Raw genomic sequence first — 19,386 nt, 5'->3', positions numbered from 1 at the left:
CCTGTATCGGCCCTATCGCCGGCAAGCCAACTCCCACGGGGACACCACAGCACCTGAGACCTGTGCTTTACCTGTGAGAGCTGGCTTGCCGGCGATAGGGCCGGAACTGACAACACAAATCCCCAAGCCCACACCGCTGGCCCTCCCCCCTCTCAATGGCCTAGACTGCATTATTGCGTCAGTTCGCCCAAGGCCCCTGCATGACCGACCCCCGCTATCAGATCGACGTCAGCGTCGTGACCCGCTACCTGAAAGAACAATCCGACCCCGAGAACAGTCGTTTCGCTTTCGCCTACACCATTACCGTAAAAAACAGCGGCCTGGTCCAGGCCAAGCTGATGTCACGCCACTGGCTGATCACCAACGGTGACGGCGAGGTCGAAGAAGTACGCGGCACCGGCGTCGTCGGCCAGCAACCCAGCATCGACCCAGGCCAGAGCCACACCTACAGCAGCGGTGCAGTGATCAGCACGCGCGTGGGTACGATGCAGGGCAGCTACCAGATGTTCGCCGAAGACGGCAAACGCTTCGACGCCCAGATCGCACCCTTCCGGCTGGCGGTGCCGGGGGCGCTGCACTGATGGCAACCTACGCCGTCGGTGATCTGCAGGGCTGCTTGCAGCCCCTCAAATGCCTGCTCGAACGCGTTCGCTTCAACCCGGCCGTCGACCGCCTGTGGCTGGTCGGCGACCTGGTCAACCGCGGCCCGGAATCGCTGGAAACCTTGCGCTTCCTGTATTCGATCCGCCAGTCACTGGTGTGCGTGCTCGGCAACCACGACTTGCACCTGCTGGCCGCCTGGCACAACGTCGAGCGCCTGAAAAAAAGCGACACCCTGCGCGAGATCATCGAAGCGCCGGATGCCGACCAGTTGTTCGACTGGCTGCGCCAGCAAAAGCTGCTGCATTACGACGAAGCCAGGGGCATCGCCATGGCCCACGCCGGCATCCCGCCTCAGTGGACGCTCGGCCAGGCCCTGAAGCTTGCTGAAGAGGTAGAGCAGGTGCTGCGCGATGATGGCCGCCTGAAGCTGTACCTTGACGGCATGTACGGCAACGAGCCGAACAGGTGGAGCAAGAACCTCAGCGGCATCGAGCGCCTGCGGGTCATCACCAACTACTTCACCCGCATGCGTTTCTGCACCGCCGAGGGCAAACTCGACCTCAAGAGCAAGGAAGGCGTGGGCACCGCCCCCAAAGGCTACAAGCCCTGGTTTGCGCACAAGGACCGCCGCTCTCGCCACGTGAAGATCATCTTCGGCCACTGGGCGGCGCTTGAAGGGCGCGTCGACGCGCCTGACGTCATCGCCCTGGACACCGGCTGCGTATGGGGCGGTGCAATGACCCTGTACAACATCGACAGCGGCGAGTACCACCGCTGCGAATGCGCCGACGACGGCACCCTGCGTCAACCGGCCCAACCCACTACACTGAACGATCAGCCCTGAAGGAAAGCCCTACCCATGAGCGAATTCAAGCGCATCCCTCCCGAACAGGCCCTGGCCCTGCGCGCGCAAGGTGCGGTAGTCGTCGACATTCGCGACTCGCAGGCCTTTGCCGCCGGCCACATTGCCGGTGCCCGGCATCTTGATAACCATTCGGTCGCCGATTTCATCCGTAACGCCGACCTCGATGCCCCGACCCTGGTGGTGTGCTACCACGGCAACTCCAGCCAGAGCGCTGCTGCCTACCTGGTAGGCCAAGGTTTTTCCGACGTGTACAGCGTGGATGGCGGCTTCGAACTGTGGCGCGCCACCTACCCGGCCGAGACCGCCCAAGGCACCGCCGAATAATTTTTTCATTTCTACTGCAGCCCGCGCCCCGTGCGGGCTCGCGGCTTATCTGACGAACGGTCGTTCGCAACTTCTCCGCCCCTCGCCCTTGACCTTGCGGATAACCAACTACTCTTAAGCACAGGCCATCCAAAAAAGGGGAGAGCCGGTACACCGGCGTGCGGGTCATCGGTAGCGTTACAGGGTGTTCTGGGGGGTATACGGCAATCGGCAAACCCGGTTGCATGCCAGCATCAGCTGACTGATCCGGCGTCGTCTCCATGTATCGAGCGAGGTGACGTCATGAGTATTTTTAGCCACTTCCAACAACGTTTCGAGTCTACGCGCCAGGAAGAACTCTCGCTGCAAGAGTACCTCGAGCTGTGCAAAGGGGATCGCAGTGCCTACGCATCGGCGGCCGAACGGCTGTTGCTGGCCATAGGTGAGCCAGAACTGATCGACACCTCAACCAACTCCAGGCTGTCGCGAATCTTTTCCAACAAGGTGATCCGTCGCTATCCGGCCTTTGCCGACTTCCATGGCATGGAAGAGTGCATCGACCAGATCGTGTCGTACTTCCGCCATGCCGCCCAAGGCCTGGAAGAGAAGAAACAGATCCTCTATCTGTTGGGCCCGGTAGGCGGCGGCAAGTCGTCGCTGGCCGAGAAACTCAAGCAGCTGATGGAGAAAGTGCCGTTCTATGCCATCAAGGGCTCGCCGGTATTCGAATCGCCATTGGGCTTGTTCAACGCCACCGAAGATGGGGCCATTCTCGAGGAAGAGTATGGGATCTCACGGCGCTACCTGAACACCATCATGTCGCCCTGGGCCACCAAGCGCCTGCAAGAATTTGGCGGTGACATCTCCAAGTTCAAAGTGGTCAAGCTCTACCCATCCATTCTCAACCAGATTGCCATTGCCAAGACCGAACCCGGCGATGAAAACAACCAGGACATCTCTGCACTGGTGGGCAAGGTCGATATCCGCAAACTCGAGGAGTTTCCGCAGAACGACGCCGACGCCTACAGCTACTCGGGCGCGCTGTGCCGGGCCAACCAGGGCCTGATGGAATTCGTCGAGATGTTCAAGGCACCGATCAAGGTCCTGCACCCTCTTCTCACTGCCACCCAGGAAGGCAACTACAACAGTACCGAAGGCTTGGGCGCGATCCCCTACACCGGCATCCTGCTGGCTCACTCCAACGAATCGGAGTGGCACACTTTCCGCAACAACAAGAACAACGAAGCCTTCATCGACCGGATCTACATCGTGAAGGTGCCGTACTGCCTGCGGGTCAGTGACGAGATCAAGATCTACGACAAGCTGCTGGTCAACAGTTCGCTGTCCAAGGCCCATTGCGCCCCGGACACGCTGAAGATGCTCGCCCAGTTCACCGTTCTCTCGCGTCTCAAGGAGCCTGAAAACTCCAACATTTACTCGAAGATGCGCGTCTACGATGGCGAGAACCTGAAGGATACCGACCCCAAGGCCAAGTCGATCCAGGAATACCGCGACTCGGCAGGCGTCGACGAGGGCATGAACGGCCTGTCGACCCGCTTCGCCTTCAAGATCCTGTCCAAGGTCTTCAACTTCGACCCGCACGAGATTGCGGCCAACCCGGTACACCTGCTGTATGTGCTGGAGCAGCAGATCGAGCAGGAGCAATTCCCTGCCGAGGTGCGCGAACGCTACCTGCGCTACCTCAAGGAATATCTGGCACCGCGCTACATCGAGTTCATCGGCAAGGAAATCCAGACTGCCTACCTTGAGTCCTACAGCGAGTACGGCCAGAACATCTTCGACCGCTACGTGCTGTACGCCGACTTCTGGATCCAGGACCAGGAGTACCGCGACCCGGAAACCGGCGAAATCCTCAACCGTATTGCACTGAACGAAGAGCTGGAAAAGATCGAGAAGCCCGCCGGCATCAGCAATCCGAAGGACTTCCGCAACGAGATCGTCAACTTCGTACTGCGCGCACGCGCCAACAACAACGGCAAGAACCCAAGCTGGCTGAGCTATGAAAAGCTGCGGGTGGTGATCGAGAAGAAAATGTTCTCCAACACCGAAGACCTGCTGCCGGTCATCAGCTTCAACGCCAAGGCCAGCAAAGAGGACCAGAAGAAACACAACGACTTCGTCACCCGGATGGTGGAGCGTGGCTACACCGACAAACAGGTTCGTCTGCTGTCGGAATGGTACCTGCGGGTCAGGAAATCGCAATAAAGCGACAAGCTACACACCGCACGCCCAAGGCTGGCGTTCCAGCCTCGGGCGGCGGCAGCTGTCTTTACGTGCAGCTCGTAGCTTGAAGCGTGCAGCTGTTCCCAGCTACCGGAGGGACCATGAGCTACGTTATAGACCGACGCCTGAACGGCAAGAACAAGAGCACGGTCAACCGCCAGCGCTTCTTGCGGCGGTACCGCGAACATATCAAGAAGGCCGTCGAAGAGGCGGTTAGCCGTCGCTCCATCATGGACATGGAGCATGGCGAGCAGATCAGCATTCCGGGACGGGACATCGACGAACCTGTGCTGCACCATGGTCGCGGCGGCAAACAGACCATCGTGCACCCGGGCAACAAGGAATTCACCGCAGGTGAGCATATCCCCAGACCCCAAGGTGGTGGGGGCGGTGGGGGCCGTGGCAAGGCCGGCAATTCTGGCGAAGGCATGGATGAATTCGTCTTCCAGATAACTCAGGAAGAATTCCTCGAGTTCATGTTCGAGGACCTCGAGCTGCCCAACCTGGTCAAACGCCACCTGACCGGTGCCGATACGTTCAAGACCGTGCGTGCCGGTATCGCCAACGAGGGCAACCCCTCGCGCATCAACATTGTCCGCACCCTGCGCTCGGCTCACGCCCGGCGAATCGCCCTGACCGGCAGCAGCCGCGCGCTGTTGCGCGAAGCGCAAAAAGAGCTGGCCCGACTGAAAGTCGAGGAGCCCGACAACTTTACCGACATCCAGGAAGTCGAGCAGGAAATCGAGCGCCTGAAAGCGCGTATCAACCGCCTGCCCTTCCTCGACACGTTCGACCTGAAGTACAACTTGCTGGTAAAGCAGCCCAACCCAAGCTCGAAGGCGGTAATGTTCTGCCTGATGGACGTGTCCGGTTCGATGACCCAAGCCACCAAGGACATTGCCAAGCGCTTCTTCATCCTGCTGTACCTGTTCCTCAAGCGTAACTATGACCGCATCGAGGTAGTATTCATTCGCCACCACACCAGTGCCCGCGAAGTGGACGAGGAAGAGTTCTTCTACTCCCGGGAAACCGGCGGCACCATCGTTTCCAGTGCGCTCAAGCTGATGCAGGAGATCATGGCCGAACGCTACCCGGCCAGCGACTGGAACATCTACGCCGCCCAGGCCTCCGATGGCGACAACTGGAACGACGACTCGCCCATCTGCCGCGAAATTCTCTCCAAGCAGATCATGCCGCACGTGCAGTACTACACTTACGTCGAGATCACCCCCCGTGAGCATCAGGCGCTGTGGTACGAGTACGAGCGCATCGGCGAAGGGTTCCCCGACACGTTCGCCCAGCAGCAGTTGGTATCGGCCGGCGACATCTACCCGGTCTTCCGTGAACTCTTCCAGCGCAGGTTAGCCACATGACCGCCAGAGCACAGAGACGCCAACCCATTTCCACCGGGTCCGAGTGGACGTTCGAACTGATCCAGACCTACGACCGGGAAATCAGCCGCCTGGCCGAAGGTTATGCCCTGGACACCTACCCCAACCAGATCGAGGTCATCACCGCCGAGCAGATGATGGACGCCTACGCCTCCGTCGGTATGCCGCTGGGCTATCACCACTGGTCCTATGGCAAGCAGTTCCTCAGCACCGAAAAGTCGTACAGCCGTGGCCAGATGGGCCTGGCCTACGAAATCGTGATCAACTCCGACCCCTGCATCGCCTACCTGATGGAAGAAAACACCATGTGCATGCAGGCACTGGTGATCGCCCATGCCTGCTACGGCCACAACAGCTTCTTCAAGGGAAACTACCTGTTCCGCACCTGGACCGATGCCAGTTCCATCATTGACTACCTGGTGTTTGCCAAGCAGTACATCGCGCAATGCGAAGAGCGCCACGGCATCGATGCGGTGGAAGACCTGATCGACTCCTGCCATGCCTTGATGAACTACGGCGTGGACCGCTACAAGCGCCCCTATCCGATTTCTGCCGAAGAAGAGCGGCGTCGGCAAAAGGAGCGCGAAGAGCATCTGCAGCGGCAGATCAACGACCTATGGCGCACCATCCCGAAAAGCGCCGACAAGGGTAACGAACGCGATGATGCGCGCTTCCCCAGCGAACCGCAGGAAAACATCCTGTATTTCATCGAGAAGAACGCCCCTCTGCTAGAGCCCTGGCAGCGTGAAGTGGTGCGCATCGTGCGCAAGATCGCCCAGTACTTCTACCCGCAGCGCCAGACCCAGGTAATGAACGAAGGCTGGGCGACGTTCTGGCACTACACCCTGATGAACGACCTGTACGACGAGGGGCTGATCACCGAAGGGTTCATGATGGAGTTCTTGCAGTCGCATACCAGCGTGGTGTTCCAGCCTGGTTTCGACAGCCCGTATTACAACGGCATCAACCCGTACGCGCTGGGCTTTGCGATGTACACCGACATACGTCGTATCTGCGAAAACCCCACCGAAGAAGATCGCCACTGGTTCCCCGACATTGCCGGCAGTGATTGGCTTTCTACCATCAAGTTTGCCATGAGCAGCTTCAAGGACGAGAGCTTCATACTGCAGTACCTGTCGCCCAAGGTGATGCGCGATCTCAAGCTGTTCAGCATCCTCGATGATGACCAGCGTGACGATCTGCTGGTACCCGCTATCCACGACGAAAGCGGCTATCGGTTCATTCGCGAGCAACTCGCGGCGCAATACAATCTGGGCAACCGTGAGCCGAACGTACAGATCTGGAGCGTTGACCGCCGCGGCGACCGCTCCCTGACCCTGCGCCACCAGCAGCACAACCGCAAACCGCTAGGCGAATCGACCGAGGAAGTGCTCAAGCATCTGCACCGCCTGTGGGGCTTCGACATCCACCTGGAAACCGTGCAAGGCGACCAGGTGATGAAGACCCATCATATGCCACCGCGCGGCGAGCACGGCGAAAGCGCCGACTACGGCCGCATGGACCTGGCAGTCATCCACCACCTCTAGCGCTACGCCATGGCTGCCGACGGGTTATCCTGTCGGCAGTTATGGAGAGCTGCACATGCACATCTACAAAGTCGGCGGCGCCGTGCGCGACCGCCTGCTCGGCCGCCCTGTCAGCGATATCGACTGGCTGGTGGTCGGCGCCACCGTCGAAGAAATGCACGCCAAGGGCTATCGGCCGGTCGGTGCCGACTTCCCGGTGTTCCTGCATCCAAAAACCGGCGAGGAATACGCCCTGGCGCGCACCGAGCGCAAGAGCGGGCGTGGCTATGGCGGGTTCACCTTCCACGCCAGCCCTGATGTCACGCTGGAAGAAGACCTGACTCGGCGCGACCTGACCATCAATGCAATGGCTGAGGATGAAGCGGGTACGCTGTACGACCCGTACCATGGTCAAACCGACCTGGAAAACCGTATTTTACGCCACGTTTCTTCGGCATTCGCCGAAGATCCGCTGCGCGTGCTGCGTGTCGCACGCTTTGCTGCCCGCTATGCGCCGCTGGGGTTCCGGGTTGCCGAGGAAACCTTGGAGCTAATGCGCCAGATCAGTGCCTCCGGTGAGTTGCAGGCGCTGACTGCCGAACGTAGCTGGAAGGAAATCGAACGCGCGCTGATGGAGGCGCAGCCCCAAGTGTTTTTCCAGGTGCTGGGGGCGTGCAATGCCCTGCAAGAGCTGCTGCCTGAGCTTCAGGCTGCCCCGCAGGCCCTGGCGGCGCTGGAGCAGGCTGCAGCGCATGGGCAGCCCTTGCACGTGCGCTGGGCCTGCCTGCTGCGGCTGTTGCCGCCTGCCTCGATCAAAGCCGTCAACCAGCGCCTGAAGGCGCCGCGGGAGTGCCAGGAGCTGGCATTGCTGACGGGGGAATGCCTGGCGCTGGCTGATAAGGCGCTAGAGCTGCCTGCCAGCGCGCTGCTGGAATTGCTGCAGAAATTCGATGTGTATCGGCGACCGCAGCGCTTCGAGGATTTCCTGAACGCTTGCGAGATGATCGCACTGGGCGAAGGCAAAGCGGGTTACCCACAAGCTGGGTATCTGCGAGGGGCGGCGGCGGCGGCACGGGCGGTGGATGTGAAGCCGCTGGTGCAGGCGGGGCTGACCGGCCAGGCACTGGGCGAGGCGCTCAAAAGCGAGCGACTGCACGCTCTCCAGGCTTACAAACTCAACTGAGTAGCGCTTCTTCCCGTGGGAGCAACTGTCTTGCGCAAAATTTATGAAGCGTGCGCTATCCCTGTGGGAGCGGGTTTACCCGCGAAGAGGCCGGACCTGCCGGCCAATATCCTTGGGCACTCACTGTTGCCGCCGCCACCGCATTCGCGGGTAAACCCGCTCCCACAGGGATCGCGTACGCTGTTTAAATTTTGCGCAAGAGAGTTACTCCCCCACCGGCCGCGTCAGTGTCAGGCAGGCGTCAACTGCAACCCGCGCCACTCAAAGGCAACCGGGGCCAGCACCTGATCAATCTGCGCGTCCTGCCACAATTGCCCCATGCTCTTGCCTGCCCCTGGATGCACCAGCTCGGGTGCCAGCAGCGACAGCGGCCACAGCACAAAGGCATTCTTCAGGATCTCGGCCCGGGGCAGCACAAGCCCATCGAACGTGCCGTGCAAATCGTCATACATCAGCACATCGATATCCAGCGGCAGCCCCTTGCGGTCCGGGGCATAGCGGCCATTCTCGGCCTCGATGAACTTCAGCCGGCGGTCCAGCTCGATCAACGGCAGTCCGGTCTGCCCGGTGACCACGAAGTTGATGAACGGCCCGCTCTTGATACCCACGGCCTGGCTTTCGAACGCGGGCGAACAACGCATGTTGGTGAGGATGCCCGCCAACGCATCGAGCCCCGCACACAGGTGCGTGTGACGGTCGGTATTGCTGCCAAGGCCCAGGTAGACGGTACTCAGAGACATCCGCGCTCGATCTCCACGCCAACACCACCACGGGCCGCAGGCACCGCACCCGGCTTGGTCAGCTTCAACCGTACCCACGGGATGTGGAACTCTTCCATCAACGCTGCCACCAGGCGCTCGGCAAAGGTTTCCACCAGTTCGAAGCGGGCCTGCTCGGCAAACGCCTGGATGCGCGCCGATACGCTGGCGTAGTCCAGCGCCAGGCTCAGGTCGTCGCCCGCCGCAGCCGGGCGGTTGTCCCAGGCAAAGCTCAGGTCCAGGCGCAAGCACTGGCGAATATCCCGCTCCCAGTCATAGGCACCGATCACGGTATCGACTTCCAGGCCTTCGATGAACACTCTGTCCAAGCACTTCTCTCCACAGCACGACAAGGGCGACTGGCGCCGTTAGAATCAGGGCGTCCTCGCCCGGAATAGTTAGCATGTTTTGGTTACTGGCGTTGCTCGCCTACCTGCTCGGCTCGCTGTCCTTCGCCATTGTCCTCAGCCGCCTTTCGGGCAGCCCGGACCCACGTTCCAGCGGTTCAGGCAATGCCGGCGCCACCAACATGCTACGCCTGGCAGGCCGCAGACTGGCGATCCTGACCCTGCTCGGCGACCTGTGCAAGGGCCTGGTGCCGGTATTGCTTGCCCGCCTTGCCGGGCTGGGCCTGCAAGAGCAGGCCTGGGTAGGCGTATGCGCGGTGCTGGGGCACCTGCTGCCGCTGTACTTCCGCTTCAAGGGCGGCAAGGGCGTGGCAACGGCTGCCGGCATGCTCATGGGCCTGTACTTTCCGGCCGCGCTGCTGGCCATCGGCGCCTGGCTGCTGACCTTCTACCTTACCCGCACCAGCTCGCTGGCGGCGCTGGTCGCCACACCGCTGACCTTGCCATTGCTGGCCTGGCGCGAGCCGGAGGCGCTGCTGCCGATCACCGTGCTGACCGTGATGATCGTGTGGCGCCACCGCAACAACCTGCGCGACCTGTTTGCCGGGCGCGAGCGGCACTTCTGAAAACACTTCGCAAACCTTACAGCGGCGGCAACTGCTCCATCGGCCAGCGCGCCTGCACGCTGATCGCCAGGTCCTGCTGCTGCCCGGCCAACAGGCGCTGACAGCCAGCGTAGGCGATCATTGCGCCATTGTCGGTGCAGAACTGCGGGCGGGCGTAGTACACGTTACCCTTGATACTGCCGAGCATGTCCTCCAGAGAGGCGCGCAGCGCTTTGTTGGCACTGACGCCACCGGCGATGACCAGGCGCTTGAGGCCGGTCTGCTTGAGCGCCCGCTTGCACTTGATGGTCAAAGTCTCCACCACCGCCTGCTGGAATGCCAGCGACAGGTCGCAACGGGTTTGCTCGCTGTCGTCGCCAGCGTTCTTGCATTGCTGCCAGGTGTTGAGCGCGAAGGTCTTGAGGCCGCTGAAGCTGAACTCAAGGCCCGGGCGATCGGTCATCGGCCGCGGGAACACGAAGCGCCCAGGAACCCCCTGCTCGGCCAGGCGGGCGATTTCCGGACCGCCGGGATAATTCAGGCCGATCAGCTTGGCGGTCTTGTCGAACGCTTCGCCAGCGGCATCATCCAGGCTCTCGCCCAACAGCTCGTATTGGCCGATGCCATCAACGCGAACCAGCTGCGTGTGGCCACCCGACACCAACAAAGCGACGAACGGGAACTCGGGTGGGCTTTCTTCCAGCATCGGGGCCAGCAAGTGGCCTTCCATGTGGTGCACGCCAAGCGCCGGAATATCCCAGGCAAAGGCCAGCGCCTGGGCGCAGGAAGCGCCCACCAGCAATGCGCCGACCAGGCCAGGGCCCGCGGTATAGGCGATGGCGTCGATCTCGGTGGCGACGCAGTCCGCCTCGTCCAGCACCTGGCGGATGAGCGGCAGCATGCGCTTGACGTGGTCACGCGAGGCAAGCTCGGGCACCACGCCACCGAACACGCGGTGCAGGTCAATCTGGCTGAACAGCGCGTCGGCCAAAAGACCACGTTCACTGTCGTATAATGCGACACCAGTTTCGTCGCAGGATGTTTCCAATCCCAGTACTAGCATGGGTTCGTCCCTTGTGGGGGCTGAATTCGAAGGCGCGCATGATAGTCCCCGTGTCGAATGCCGACCAGCGGTTTTCGATCAGAGGCTTTGCATTCCGGCTTGCTAAGGGTTAACATCCGCAACCCTTGAAAACCGACGTACTCCAGCACACCTTTGTTTTGCCAGGAGCACGTCTACCCCGGTAATGAATTAAGGTAGCCCTGGATGCCAGCCGTCAAAGTTAAAGAGAACGAACCCTTCGACGTAGCTCTGCGTCGTTTCAAGCGCTCCTGCGAAAAAGCCGGTGTACTGGCTGAAGTTCGTAGCCGCGAGTTTTACGAGAAGCCGACCGCAGAGCGTAAGCGCAAAGCAGCAGCCGCTGTTAAGCGTCACGCCAAGAAAGTACAGCGCGAACAGCGCCGCGCCGTCCGCCTGTACTAATACAGACGTTCAACGCAAAGCTTCTGCCCTGCCCGGCTACCCGCCGGGCGACGGCAGTGGTCGCTTCAAACTTGAGCAGCTAGCTCAAGGCCCTGCACGAGCTTCATGCGAACTGCACGGGCAACCTGCCTGAAACGTCAGAGCTGGTCCTTCTTGCTGTATGACCAGACGTGCACGTCCGACTGACGAGCCCCTAGGGGCTGGCGACGAGCACACATTCCCTCGCACTTCCCCAAGCGTCACACGCCCCATCCGGCGCGTGAGCGATTAGACTTGCCAGTTGCCAGATGACGAGACTGCCATGGCCGGGCTGATTCCCCAGAGTTTCATTGACGACCTGATCAACCGCCTCGATATCGTCGACGTGGTGAGTTCGCGCGTCCAGCTGAAAAAAACCGGCAAGAACTACTCCGCCTGCTGCCCGTTCCACAAGGAAAAAACCCCTTCGTTCACGGTCAGCCCCGACAAGCAGTTCTACTACTGCTTCGGCTGCGGCGCCGGCGGCAACGCACTGGGCTTCGTCATGGACCACGACAACCTGGACTTTCCCCAGGCTGTCGAGGAACTGGCCCGCGCCGCTGGCATGGAAGTACCCCGCGAGCAAGGCCGCCGTGACCAGAAACCACGCCAGCCAACCGATTCGCCGCTGTACCCGTTGCTGGACGCCGCCTCGGAGTTCTACCGCCAGGCCCTGCGCAGCCACCCGACCCGCAAGGCAGCAGTGGACTACCTCAAGGGCCGTGGCCTGTCCGGGGAAATCGCCCGCGACTTCGGCCTGGGCTTCGCCCCACCTGGCTGGGACAACCTGCTCAAGCACCTGGGTGCCGACACCCTGCAGCAGAAGGTGATGATCGATGCCGGCCTGCTGATCGAGAACGCCGAAAGCGGCAAGCGCTACGACCGCTTCCGCGACCGGGTGATGTTCCCGATCCGCGACAGCCGCGGGCGCATCATCGCCTTCGGTGGCCGGGTGCTCGGCGACGACAAGCCCAAGTACCTGAACTCCCCGGAGACCCCGGTGTTCCACAAGGGCCAGGAACTCTACGGGTTGTACGAGGCGCGCAAGCACAATCGCAACCTCGACGAGATCATTGTCGTCGAGGGCTACATGGACGTCATCGCCCTGGCCCAGCAAGGCCTGCGCAATGCCGTGGCCACCCTCGGTACAGCCACCAGTGAAGAGCACCTCAAGCGTCTGTTTCGCGTGGTGCCCAGCGTGCTGTTCTGTTTCGACGGCGACCAGGCCGGGCGCAAGGCTGCCTGGCGGGCACTGGAGTCGACCTTGTCGAACCTGCAGGACGGGCGCCGCGCGCGCTTCCTGTTCCTGCCCGAAGGCGAAGACCCGGACAGCCTGGTGCGCGCCGAAGGCACCGATGCCTTCATGGCCCGTATCAACCAGCACGCCCAGCCGCTGGCCGACTACTTTTTCGAGCAGCTGGGCGTAGAAGCAGACCCTCGCTCGCTGGAAGGCAAGGCGCATATGGCCACCCTGGCCGCACCGTTGATCGAAAAAGTCCCGGGCGCCAACCTGCGGCAACTGATGCGCAATCGCCTGAAGGAAATCACCGGGCTGGACCCGCAGCAGGTCGAGCAACTGGCGCAACAAGCGCCAGCGACCAGCACTGTGCCGGACTACGACCCTGGCTACGACTACGACGCCATGGCCAGCTATACCCCCGACTACGGCGACATGCCGCAGCACGACTACGCGCCGGTGCACCAGGAACAGGAATGGAAGCCGAACAAGGGCGGCGGCAAGAAGCAGTGGAGCGACAAGCCCTGGGACAAGAACCGCAAGGGCGGCAAGCCCTGGCAGCAACGCGACGAAGCGCCGCCGCGCGTGCCGGCGCCAGTCGAGCCGCCCACCCTGGCGGCCCTGCGCACCCTGCTGCACCACCCGCTGCTGGCCGGCAAGGTGGAAGATGCCAGCCACTTCGCCGACGAACAGCACTTGTACAGCCAGCTGCTGGTGGCACTGATCGAAGCCGCACAGAAAAATCCTGGGCTAAGCTCAATGCAGCTGATAGCACGCTGGCACGGCACCGAACAGGGCCGCCTGCTGCGGGCCCTGGCAGAAAAGGAATGGCTGATCGTGGCCGACAACCTTGAACAACAGTTTTTCGACACTATAACTAGCTTGTCCGCCCGCCAACGCGAGCGCAGCCTGGAACAACTGCTCAGGAAATCACGTCAAAGTGAATTGACCAGCGAGGAAAAAACCCAGCTTCTCGCGCTGCTGAGCCGGAATGTTCCCGCACAAACGCCGACCTCATCTGGCGCGTGAGGCCCATGCTCGGGTATAATCCTCGGCTTGTTTTTTGCCCGCCAAGACCTTCAGTGGATAGGGTGTTATGTCCGGAAAAGCGCAACAGCAGTCTCGTATCAAAGAGTTGATCACCCGCGGTCGTGAGCAGGGCTACCTGACTTACGCGGAGGTCAACGACCACCTGCCTGAGGATATTTCAGATCCTGAACAGGTGGAAGACATCATCCGCATGATCAACGACATGGGGATCAACGTATTCGAGAGTGCTCCGGATGCGGATGCCCTTCTGTTGGCGGAAGCCGACACCGACGAAGCAGCGGCCGAAGAAGCCGCTGCTGCGTTGGCGGCAGTTGAAACCGATATCGGCCGCACGACCGACCCGGTGCGCATGTATATGCGCGAAATGGGTACTGTCGAGCTGCTGACCCGCGAAGGCGAGATCGAAATCGCCAAGCGTATCGAGGAAGGCATCCGTGAAGTGATGGGTGCCATCGCGCACTTCCCGGGCACTGTCGACTACATTCTCGGCGAATACGACCGCGTTACCACCGAAGGTGGCCGTCTGTCCGACGTTCTCAGCGGTTACATCGACCCTGACGACGGCATCGCCGCGCCGACCGAAGAAGTACCGGTACCTGGCGCCAAGGCCCCTGCGGCCAAGGAAGAATCGGACGACGAAGAAGAAGACGGTGACAGCAGTGACGACGAGGAAGAGACCGAAAGCGGTCCCGATCCGGTGGTCGCAGCCCAGCGTTTCGGTGCAGTCAACGACCAGCTTCAGGCCACCAACAAGGTCCTGAAGAAAAACGGTCGCGGCCACAAGGAAAGCATCGCAGCCCTGCAGGCCCTGGCTGACCTGTTCATGCCGATCAAGCTGGTACCCAAGCAGTTCGAGGTATTGGTCGAGCGTGTACGTGATGCCTTGAGCCGCCTGCGTCAGCAAGAGCGTGCCATCATGCAGCTGTGCGTGCGTGACGCCCGCATGCCGCGTGCCGACTTCCTGCGCATGTTCCCAAGCAACGAAACCGACCAGACCTGGAGCGGTGACCTGGCCAAGCGCAACACCAAATGGGCTGCTGCCCTGGGTGAAAAGGACGCCGCCATCGTTGCTTGCCAGCAGAAGCTGATCGACCTTGAGACCGAAACCGGCCTGACCGTTGCCGAGATCAAGGAAATCAACCGTCGCATGTCGATCGGTGAAGCCAAGGCCCGCCGCGCCAAGAAAGAAATGGTCGAGGCGAACCTGCGTCTGGTGATCTCGATCGCCAAGAAGTACACCAACCGTGGCCTGCAGTTCCTCGATCTGATCCAGGAAGGCAACATCGGCTTGATGAAGGCGGTGGACAAGTTCGAATACCGTCGCGGCTACAAGTTCTCGACTTATGCCACCTGGTGGATCCGCCAGGCGATCACTCGCTCGATCGCCGACCAGGCACGCACCATCCGTATTCCGGTGCACATGATCGAGACGATCAACAAGCTCAACCGCATTTCCCGGCAGATGCTCCAGGAAATGGGTCGCGAACCGACCCCGGAAGAGCTGGGCGAACGCATGGAAATGCCTGAGGACAAGATCCGCAAGGTACTGAAGATCGCCAAAGAGCCGATCTCCATGGAAACCCCGATCGGTGACGACGAAGACTCGCACCTGGGCGACTTCATCGAGGACTCGACCATGCAGTCCCCGATCGACGTGGCCACGGTCGAAAGCCTCAAGGAAGCCACCCGGGACGTGCTCTCCGGCCTGACCGCACGCGAAGCCAAGGTGCTGCGCATGCGTTTCGGTATCGACATGAACACGGACCACACCCTCGAAGAGGTTGGCAAGCAGTTTGACGTAACGCGTGAGCGGATCCGTCAGATCGAAGCGAAGGCGTTGCGCAAATTGCGCCATCCGACTCGCAGCGAGCATCTGCGCTCGTTCCTCGACGAGTGATGACAAAACCCCGGCCCAGGCCGGGGTTTTTCTTTAGGGTTCCGTAACATAAAGCCGATCTTGCACCGCACATCTGCAGCAATGCCCGTCTACACTCGACTTCAGACCACCTGAATGCGAGGCCGCTATGCCGCTGATGCCGGCCATCCTGTTGCTGCTCCTTGTCCTGTGGAACACAACGGCCGGCGCCCTGACCCTGACAGACGAGGAGAAGGCCTGGCTGGCTGCCCACCCGCAGCTGAGCCTGGGCGTGGATGCCTCTTGGCCACCGTTCGAGTTTCGCGACCAGGAGGGCCGGTACCAGGGATTGGCCGCCGATTACATCGCCACTATCCAGCAACGCCTGGGCGTGACGCTCAAACCGGTCGAGCCCAGCAGCTGGACCGAGGTCCTCGCGCAGGCGCGCGATAACCGTATCGACCTGCTGCCCGGCATCATGTCGACGCCAGAACGCCAGGGCTACCTGGCCTTCACCCGCCCCTACCTCGACTTTCCCATCGTCATTCTCGCGCACAAAGGCGGCGCCCAGCCGCGCAAGCTCGATGACCTGTACGGCCTGAAGATCGCCGTGGTCGAGAACTACGCCCCCCATGAACTGCTGCGCAGCCACCACCCGGATCTCAACCTGGTGGCCATGCCCAACGTCAGTTCAACCTTGCAGGCACTGGCCACCGACGAAGTGGACGCCGTGGTCGGCGACCTTGCTTCGAGCATCTGGAGCCTGCGCCAGCTCAAGCTCGACGGCTTGTATGTGAGTGGCGAAACGCCCTACCGCTATCAGCTGGCCATGGCCGCCCCACGCGACAACAAGGTGCTGGTGGGTATTCTCGACAAAGTGATGGCCGACATGACGAGTGGCGAAGTAGCGCAGATCCAGCAGCACTGGGTTGGTAATGTGGTCGACCAGCGGATGTTCTGGTCAGACCTGCTGCTGTATGGCTTGCCGGCAGTGCTGGTGCTGATGGCCGTCCTGGCCGTGGTGATCCGCATCAACCGTCGGCTCAGCTCGGAAATTTCCCGCCGCATTGCCCTGGAACAAGAGCTCCGCAGCAGCGAGTACCATTACCGCAGCCTGGTCGAAAGCCTGTCGGCCATTGCCTGGGAGGCCGACGCCAACGACTACACCTACAGTTACGTCTCTCCCCATGCCGAGGACCTGCTCGGTTTTCCGCTCACCGAGTGGCTCAAACCTGGCTTCTGGCGCAGCATCCTGCACCCGGAGGACGCACTCTGGGCCCAGGCCTACTGCGACAGTGAAACTGCAGCCGGCCGTGACCACAGCCTGGACTACCGGGTGATCCGCGCCGACGGCCAGCCGTTGTGGGTGCGTAATATCGTCAGCATGATCGAGCATGGCCACCAGCCGGTGATGCGCGGGCTGATGATCGACATCAGCGAGACCAAGCGCACCGAGGACGCCCTGCGGCTTTCCGAGCAGAAATTTGCCTCGGTGTTCCAGCAATGCCCCGACATCTTGCTGATCGCCCGCCACAGCGATGGCTGCCTGCTGGAGGTCAACGAAGCCTTCGAAGAGCAGATCGGCCTGACACCTGGCCAGGTGATCGGCCGCACCGCCACCGACCTGGACCTGTGGGGCGTAGAAGGCGCGGGCCCTCTGCTGCTGCAACGCCTGCACCAGGGTGGTATCCGCAACCTGGAAATGAGCTTCCGGCGCAGCAACGGCGAGTTGTTCACCGGCCTGACTTCGGCCGAAACCTTCGAGCTCGACGGCACCCCCGCGCTGGTGGTGGCGGTACGCGACATCAGCCAGCTCAAGCAAACCCAGCAGCAGTTGCAAACCTCCGAAGAAAAATTCGCCAAGGCCTTCCACGCCTCGCCCGACGGCCTGCTGCTGTCGCGCCAGAGCGACGGCTTGCTGCTGGAAGTGAACGAGGGCTTTTGCCGCCTTACCGGCTATGACCTCAACCCAAGCATCGACCAGACCTCGCTGGACCTGGGCATCTGGGTCGACCTCAACGAGCGCAAGCGGCTCGTCGACCAGCTGAACCGCGACGGCTACGTGCGCGACTTCACCTGCCACATCCGCCGCAGCGACGGGCAGATCCGCCTTTGCGAGCTGTCTGCGCGGCCGCTGCCGATCGCCGGCGTCGACTGCATGCTGACCATCGCCCGCGACATCACCGAACGCCACCTGATGCAGGAGAAACTGCAACTGGCCGCCACTGTGTTCGAAAACACCGCCGAAGGCGTGCTGATCACCGACATCGACCAGCGCATCAGTGCGGTCAACCGCGCCTTCAGCGAAATCACCGGCTACAGCGAGATCGAAGCCCTTGGCCAGACCCCGCGGCTGCTCGCCTCCGGCCAGCATGACAGCGCCTTCTATGCCGCCATGTGGCACCAACTGACCGCCGAAGGCCACTGGCAAGGCGAGATCTACAACAAGCGCAAGAACGGCGAACTGTACCCCGGCTGGCTGACGATCAGCGCCGTGCGCAACAGCGACCGTGAGATCACCCACTTTGTCGCCGTGTTCGCCGACATCTCCAGCCTCAAGCACGCCCAGGCCAAACTCGATTACCAGGCCCATCACGACCCGCTCACCGGCTTGCCCAACCGCGCACTGTTCGAAAACCGCCTGCAAGCGGTACTCACTTGCGCGCAGCTATCCAACCGCCAAGGCGCAGTGCTGTTCCTCGACCTGGACCGCTTCAAGCACATCAACGACAGCCTCGGCCACCCGGTCGGCGACTTGCTGCTCAAAGGCATCGCCCAGCGCCTGAAGGAGCAGGTACGCGACGTGGACACCGTGGCCCGCCTGGGCGGCGACGAGTTCATCATCCTGCTGCCCGGCCTGCATAAACCCAGTGACGCCAGCACCATCGCCAATAAATTGCTGACCTGCTTCAACGCCCCGTTCCAGGCCGGCGAGCACGAGTTCTTCACCAGCGCCAGCATCGGCATCAGCCTTTATCCACAGGACGGCACTGACGTCGCCACCCTGATCCGCAACGCCGACGCCGCCATGTACCGCTCCAAGGCCAAAGGCCGCAACCGCGTAGAGGCCTACACCCGCGACCTCACCGCCCAGGCCAGCGAACGTATCGCCCTGGAGCACGAACTGCGCCGCGCCGTCGAACGCAATGAAATGAGCCTGTGCTTCCAGCCCAAGCTCAGCCTGAAGACCCACAGCCTGGTCGGCGCCGAAGCGCTGATCCGCTGGAGCCACCCGACCTTTGGTGAAGTACCGCCGGAGCACTTCATCCACCTGGCGGAAGAGAACGGCACCATTCTTCAGCTGGGCGACTGGGTGCTGGAGCAGGCCTGTCGGCAAATGCATCGCTGGAAAAGGGACTACGAGGCATTCGGCCCGCTGTCAATCAACCTCGCCGGCGCCCAGTTGCGCCACCACGGCCTGGCCAAGCGTATTGAGCAGCTGCTGAAGACCTATGGGCTGAAAGCCGGCGATTTGCAGCTGGAGATTACCGAAAACTTCATCATGAGCCAGGCCGAGGAAGCATTGGCTGTGCTGCACCAGTTGAAAAAACTCGGCGTGCAACTGGCCATCGACGACTTCGGCACCGGCTATTCCTCGCTGAGCTACCTCAAGCGCCTGCCGCTGGACATCCTCAAGATCGACAAATCCTTCATCCGCGGCCTGCCCGACGACCCTCACGACGCCGCCATCGCCCGCGCGATCATTGCCTTGGGCCGCAGCATGCAATTGACCATCATCGCCGAAGGCGTCGAGAACCAGGCCCAGCAACGTTTTCTGGCTGCCGAAGGCTGCGAGCAGATCCAGGGCTACATCGTCAGCCTGCCACTGCCCGCAGAAGATTTCGCCGCCGCGTTTCTGCGCATAGCACTATCGGATCTTTCAGATGGCACTGGTGCGAAACCCTCGTTATAATCCGG

At 61.6% G+C, this 19,386-nt stretch carries 15 protein-coding genes; 12 read left to right on the top strand and 3 right to left on the bottom strand.

Annotated features, from left to right (window positions below; genetic code table 11):
* The first annotated feature begins 200 nt into the window (after positions 1–200).
* From apaG to AC5O5I_RS01935, 7 genes are all read left to right on the top strand, one after another.
* Positions 201–581 (top strand): Co2+/Mg2+ efflux facilitator ApaG/CorD, encoded by a 381-nt coding sequence (gene apaG / locus AC5O5I_RS01965; protein ID WP_494512001.1) that lies wholly within the window; start codon positions 201–203, stop codon positions 579–581.
* Positions 581–1,447 (top strand): symmetrical bis(5'-nucleosyl)-tetraphosphatase, encoded by an 867-nt coding sequence (locus tag AC5O5I_RS01960; RefSeq protein WP_172230699.1) that lies wholly within the window; start codon positions 581–583, stop codon positions 1,445–1,447. Before apaG ends, AC5O5I_RS01960 begins: the two co-directional genes overlap by 1 nt.
* A 15-nt stretch (positions 1,448–1,462) precedes the next feature.
* On the top strand, positions 1,463–1,792 hold the full coding sequence (glpE, locus tag AC5O5I_RS01955; protein WP_172230696.1) for a thiosulfate sulfurtransferase GlpE: 330 nt from the start codon (positions 1,463–1,465) through the stop codon (positions 1,790–1,792).
* Positions 1,793–2,074: 282 nt separating this feature from the next.
* Positions 2,075–3,997, top strand: coding sequence for a PrkA family serine protein kinase (locus AC5O5I_RS01950; protein ID WP_494512000.1), 1,923 nt, complete (start codon positions 2,075–2,077; stop codon positions 3,995–3,997).
* A 119-nt stretch (positions 3,998–4,116) separates the two neighbouring features.
* Positions 4,117–5,388 carry a YeaH/YhbH family protein gene (locus AC5O5I_RS01945; RefSeq protein ID WP_172232959.1) on the top strand — a complete coding sequence of 424 codons (1,272 nt, stop codon included), beginning with the start codon at positions 4,117–4,119 and terminating at the stop codon, positions 5,386–5,388.
* Positions 5,385–6,953 (top strand): SpoVR family protein, encoded by a 1,569-nt coding sequence (locus AC5O5I_RS01940; protein ID WP_494511999.1) that lies wholly within the window; start codon positions 5,385–5,387, stop codon positions 6,951–6,953. The genes AC5O5I_RS01945 and AC5O5I_RS01940 overlap by 4 nt, the downstream gene beginning before the upstream one ends.
* Before the next feature lie 55 nt (positions 6,954–7,008).
* The gene (locus AC5O5I_RS01935) at positions 7,009–8,115 is read left to right on the top strand and encodes a multifunctional CCA addition/repair protein (protein WP_494511998.1); all 1,107 of its coding nucleotides are present in this window, start codon (positions 7,009–7,011) and stop codon (positions 8,113–8,115) included.
* Between the two features lie 230 nt (positions 8,116–8,345).
* Here the strand turns inward: AC5O5I_RS01935 and folK are convergent, their stop codons facing one another.
* Together folK and folB are read right to left on the bottom strand one after the other, a co-directional pair.
* A complete protein-coding gene (folK, locus tag AC5O5I_RS01930; RefSeq protein ID WP_494511997.1) occupies positions 8,346–8,855 on the bottom strand; it encodes a 2-amino-4-hydroxy-6-hydroxymethyldihydropteridine diphosphokinase in 510 nt (169 codons plus the stop codon).
* Complete coding sequence (folB, locus tag AC5O5I_RS01925; RefSeq protein ID WP_027907305.1) at positions 8,846–9,202, bottom strand: dihydroneopterin aldolase; 357 nt, start codon at positions 9,200–9,202, stop codon at positions 8,846–8,848. The genes folK and folB overlap by 10 nt, the downstream gene beginning before the upstream one ends.
* Before the next feature lie 74 nt (positions 9,203–9,276).
* On the opposite strand from folB, the gene plsY reads away from it, so the two are divergent.
* Positions 9,277–9,846, top strand: coding sequence for a glycerol-3-phosphate 1-O-acyltransferase PlsY (plsY, locus tag AC5O5I_RS01920; RefSeq protein WP_172229645.1), 570 nt, complete (start codon positions 9,277–9,279; stop codon positions 9,844–9,846).
* A gap of 16 nt (positions 9,847–9,862) precedes the next feature.
* Here the strand turns inward: plsY and tsaD are convergent, their stop codons facing one another.
* Positions 9,863–10,888 (bottom strand): tRNA (adenosine(37)-N6)-threonylcarbamoyltransferase complex transferase subunit TsaD, encoded by a 1,026-nt coding sequence (gene tsaD / locus AC5O5I_RS01915; RefSeq protein ID WP_172286308.1) that lies wholly within the window; start codon positions 10,886–10,888, stop codon positions 9,863–9,865.
* A 204-nt stretch (positions 10,889–11,092) separates the two neighbouring features.
* On the opposite strand from tsaD, the gene rpsU reads away from it, so the two are divergent.
* The 4 genes from rpsU (at position 11,093) to AC5O5I_RS01895 (ending at position 19,381) form a co-directional block, all read left to right on the top strand.
* Positions 11,093–11,308 carry a 30S ribosomal protein S21 gene (rpsU, locus tag AC5O5I_RS01910; protein ID WP_003255575.1) on the top strand — a complete coding sequence of 72 codons (216 nt, stop codon included), beginning with the start codon at positions 11,093–11,095 and terminating at the stop codon, positions 11,306–11,308.
* Positions 11,309–11,609: 301 nt separating this feature from the next.
* Entirely contained in the window at positions 11,610–13,592 is a 1,983-nt protein-coding gene (dnaG, locus tag AC5O5I_RS01905) for a DNA primase (RefSeq protein WP_172229641.1), read from the top strand.
* A gap of 67 nt (positions 13,593–13,659) precedes the next feature.
* Positions 13,660–15,510, top strand: a complete 1,851-nt coding sequence (gene rpoD, locus AC5O5I_RS01900) for an RNA polymerase sigma factor RpoD (RefSeq protein WP_172229638.1) — start codon at positions 13,660–13,662, stop codon at positions 15,508–15,510.
* Between the two features lie 127 nt (positions 15,511–15,637).
* Positions 15,638–19,381, top strand: coding sequence for an EAL domain-containing protein (locus tag AC5O5I_RS01895; RefSeq protein WP_172286309.1), 3,744 nt, complete (start codon positions 15,638–15,640; stop codon positions 19,379–19,381).
* Positions 19,382–19,386 lie beyond the last annotated feature (5 nt).

Source organism: Pseudomonas sp. 9_2_1 (assembly GCF_059295275.1).
Note: the sequence above shows the minus strand (reverse complement) of the source record. Positions and strands in the feature narration are given on the sequence as shown.

Bases quoted from the DNA above. Each gene is read 5' to 3' on its own strand.
- AC5O5I_RS01960 (WP_172230699.1), top strand. From the start codon at position 581: ATGGCAACCTACGCCGTCGGTGATCTGCAGGGCTGCTTGCAGCCCCTC.
- tsaD (WP_172286308.1), bottom strand. From the start codon at position 10,888: ATGCTAGTACTGGGATTGGAAACATCCTGCGACGAAACTGGTGTCGCA.
- AC5O5I_RS01945 (WP_172232959.1), top strand. From the start codon at position 4,117: ATGAGCTACGTTATAGACCGACGCCTGAACGGCAAGAACAAGAGCACG.
- AC5O5I_RS01935 (WP_494511998.1), top strand. From the start codon at position 7,009: ATGCACATCTACAAAGTCGGCGGCGCCGTGCGCGACCGCCTGCTCGGC.
- glpE (WP_172230696.1), top strand. From the start codon at position 1,463: ATGAGCGAATTCAAGCGCATCCCTCCCGAACAGGCCCTGGCCCTGCGC.
- folK (WP_494511997.1), bottom strand. From the start codon at position 8,855: ATGTCTCTGAGTACCGTCTACCTGGGCCTTGGCAGCAATACCGACCGT.
- AC5O5I_RS01940 (WP_494511999.1), top strand. From the start codon at position 5,385: ATGACCGCCAGAGCACAGAGACGCCAACCCATTTCCACCGGGTCCGAG.
- AC5O5I_RS01950 (WP_494512000.1), top strand. From the start codon at position 2,075: ATGAGTATTTTTAGCCACTTCCAACAACGTTTCGAGTCTACGCGCCAG.
- rpoD (WP_172229638.1), top strand. From the start codon at position 13,660: ATGTCCGGAAAAGCGCAACAGCAGTCTCGTATCAAAGAGTTGATCACC.
- dnaG (WP_172229641.1), top strand. From the start codon at position 11,610: ATGGCCGGGCTGATTCCCCAGAGTTTCATTGACGACCTGATCAACCGC.
- AC5O5I_RS01895 (WP_172286309.1), top strand. From the start codon at position 15,638: ATGCCGCTGATGCCGGCCATCCTGTTGCTGCTCCTTGTCCTGTGGAAC.
- apaG (WP_494512001.1), top strand. From the start codon at position 201: ATGACCGACCCCCGCTATCAGATCGACGTCAGCGTCGTGACCCGCTAC.
- plsY (WP_172229645.1), top strand. From the start codon at position 9,277: ATGTTTTGGTTACTGGCGTTGCTCGCCTACCTGCTCGGCTCGCTGTCC.
- rpsU (WP_003255575.1), top strand. From the start codon at position 11,093: ATGCCAGCCGTCAAAGTTAAAGAGAACGAACCCTTCGACGTAGCTCTG.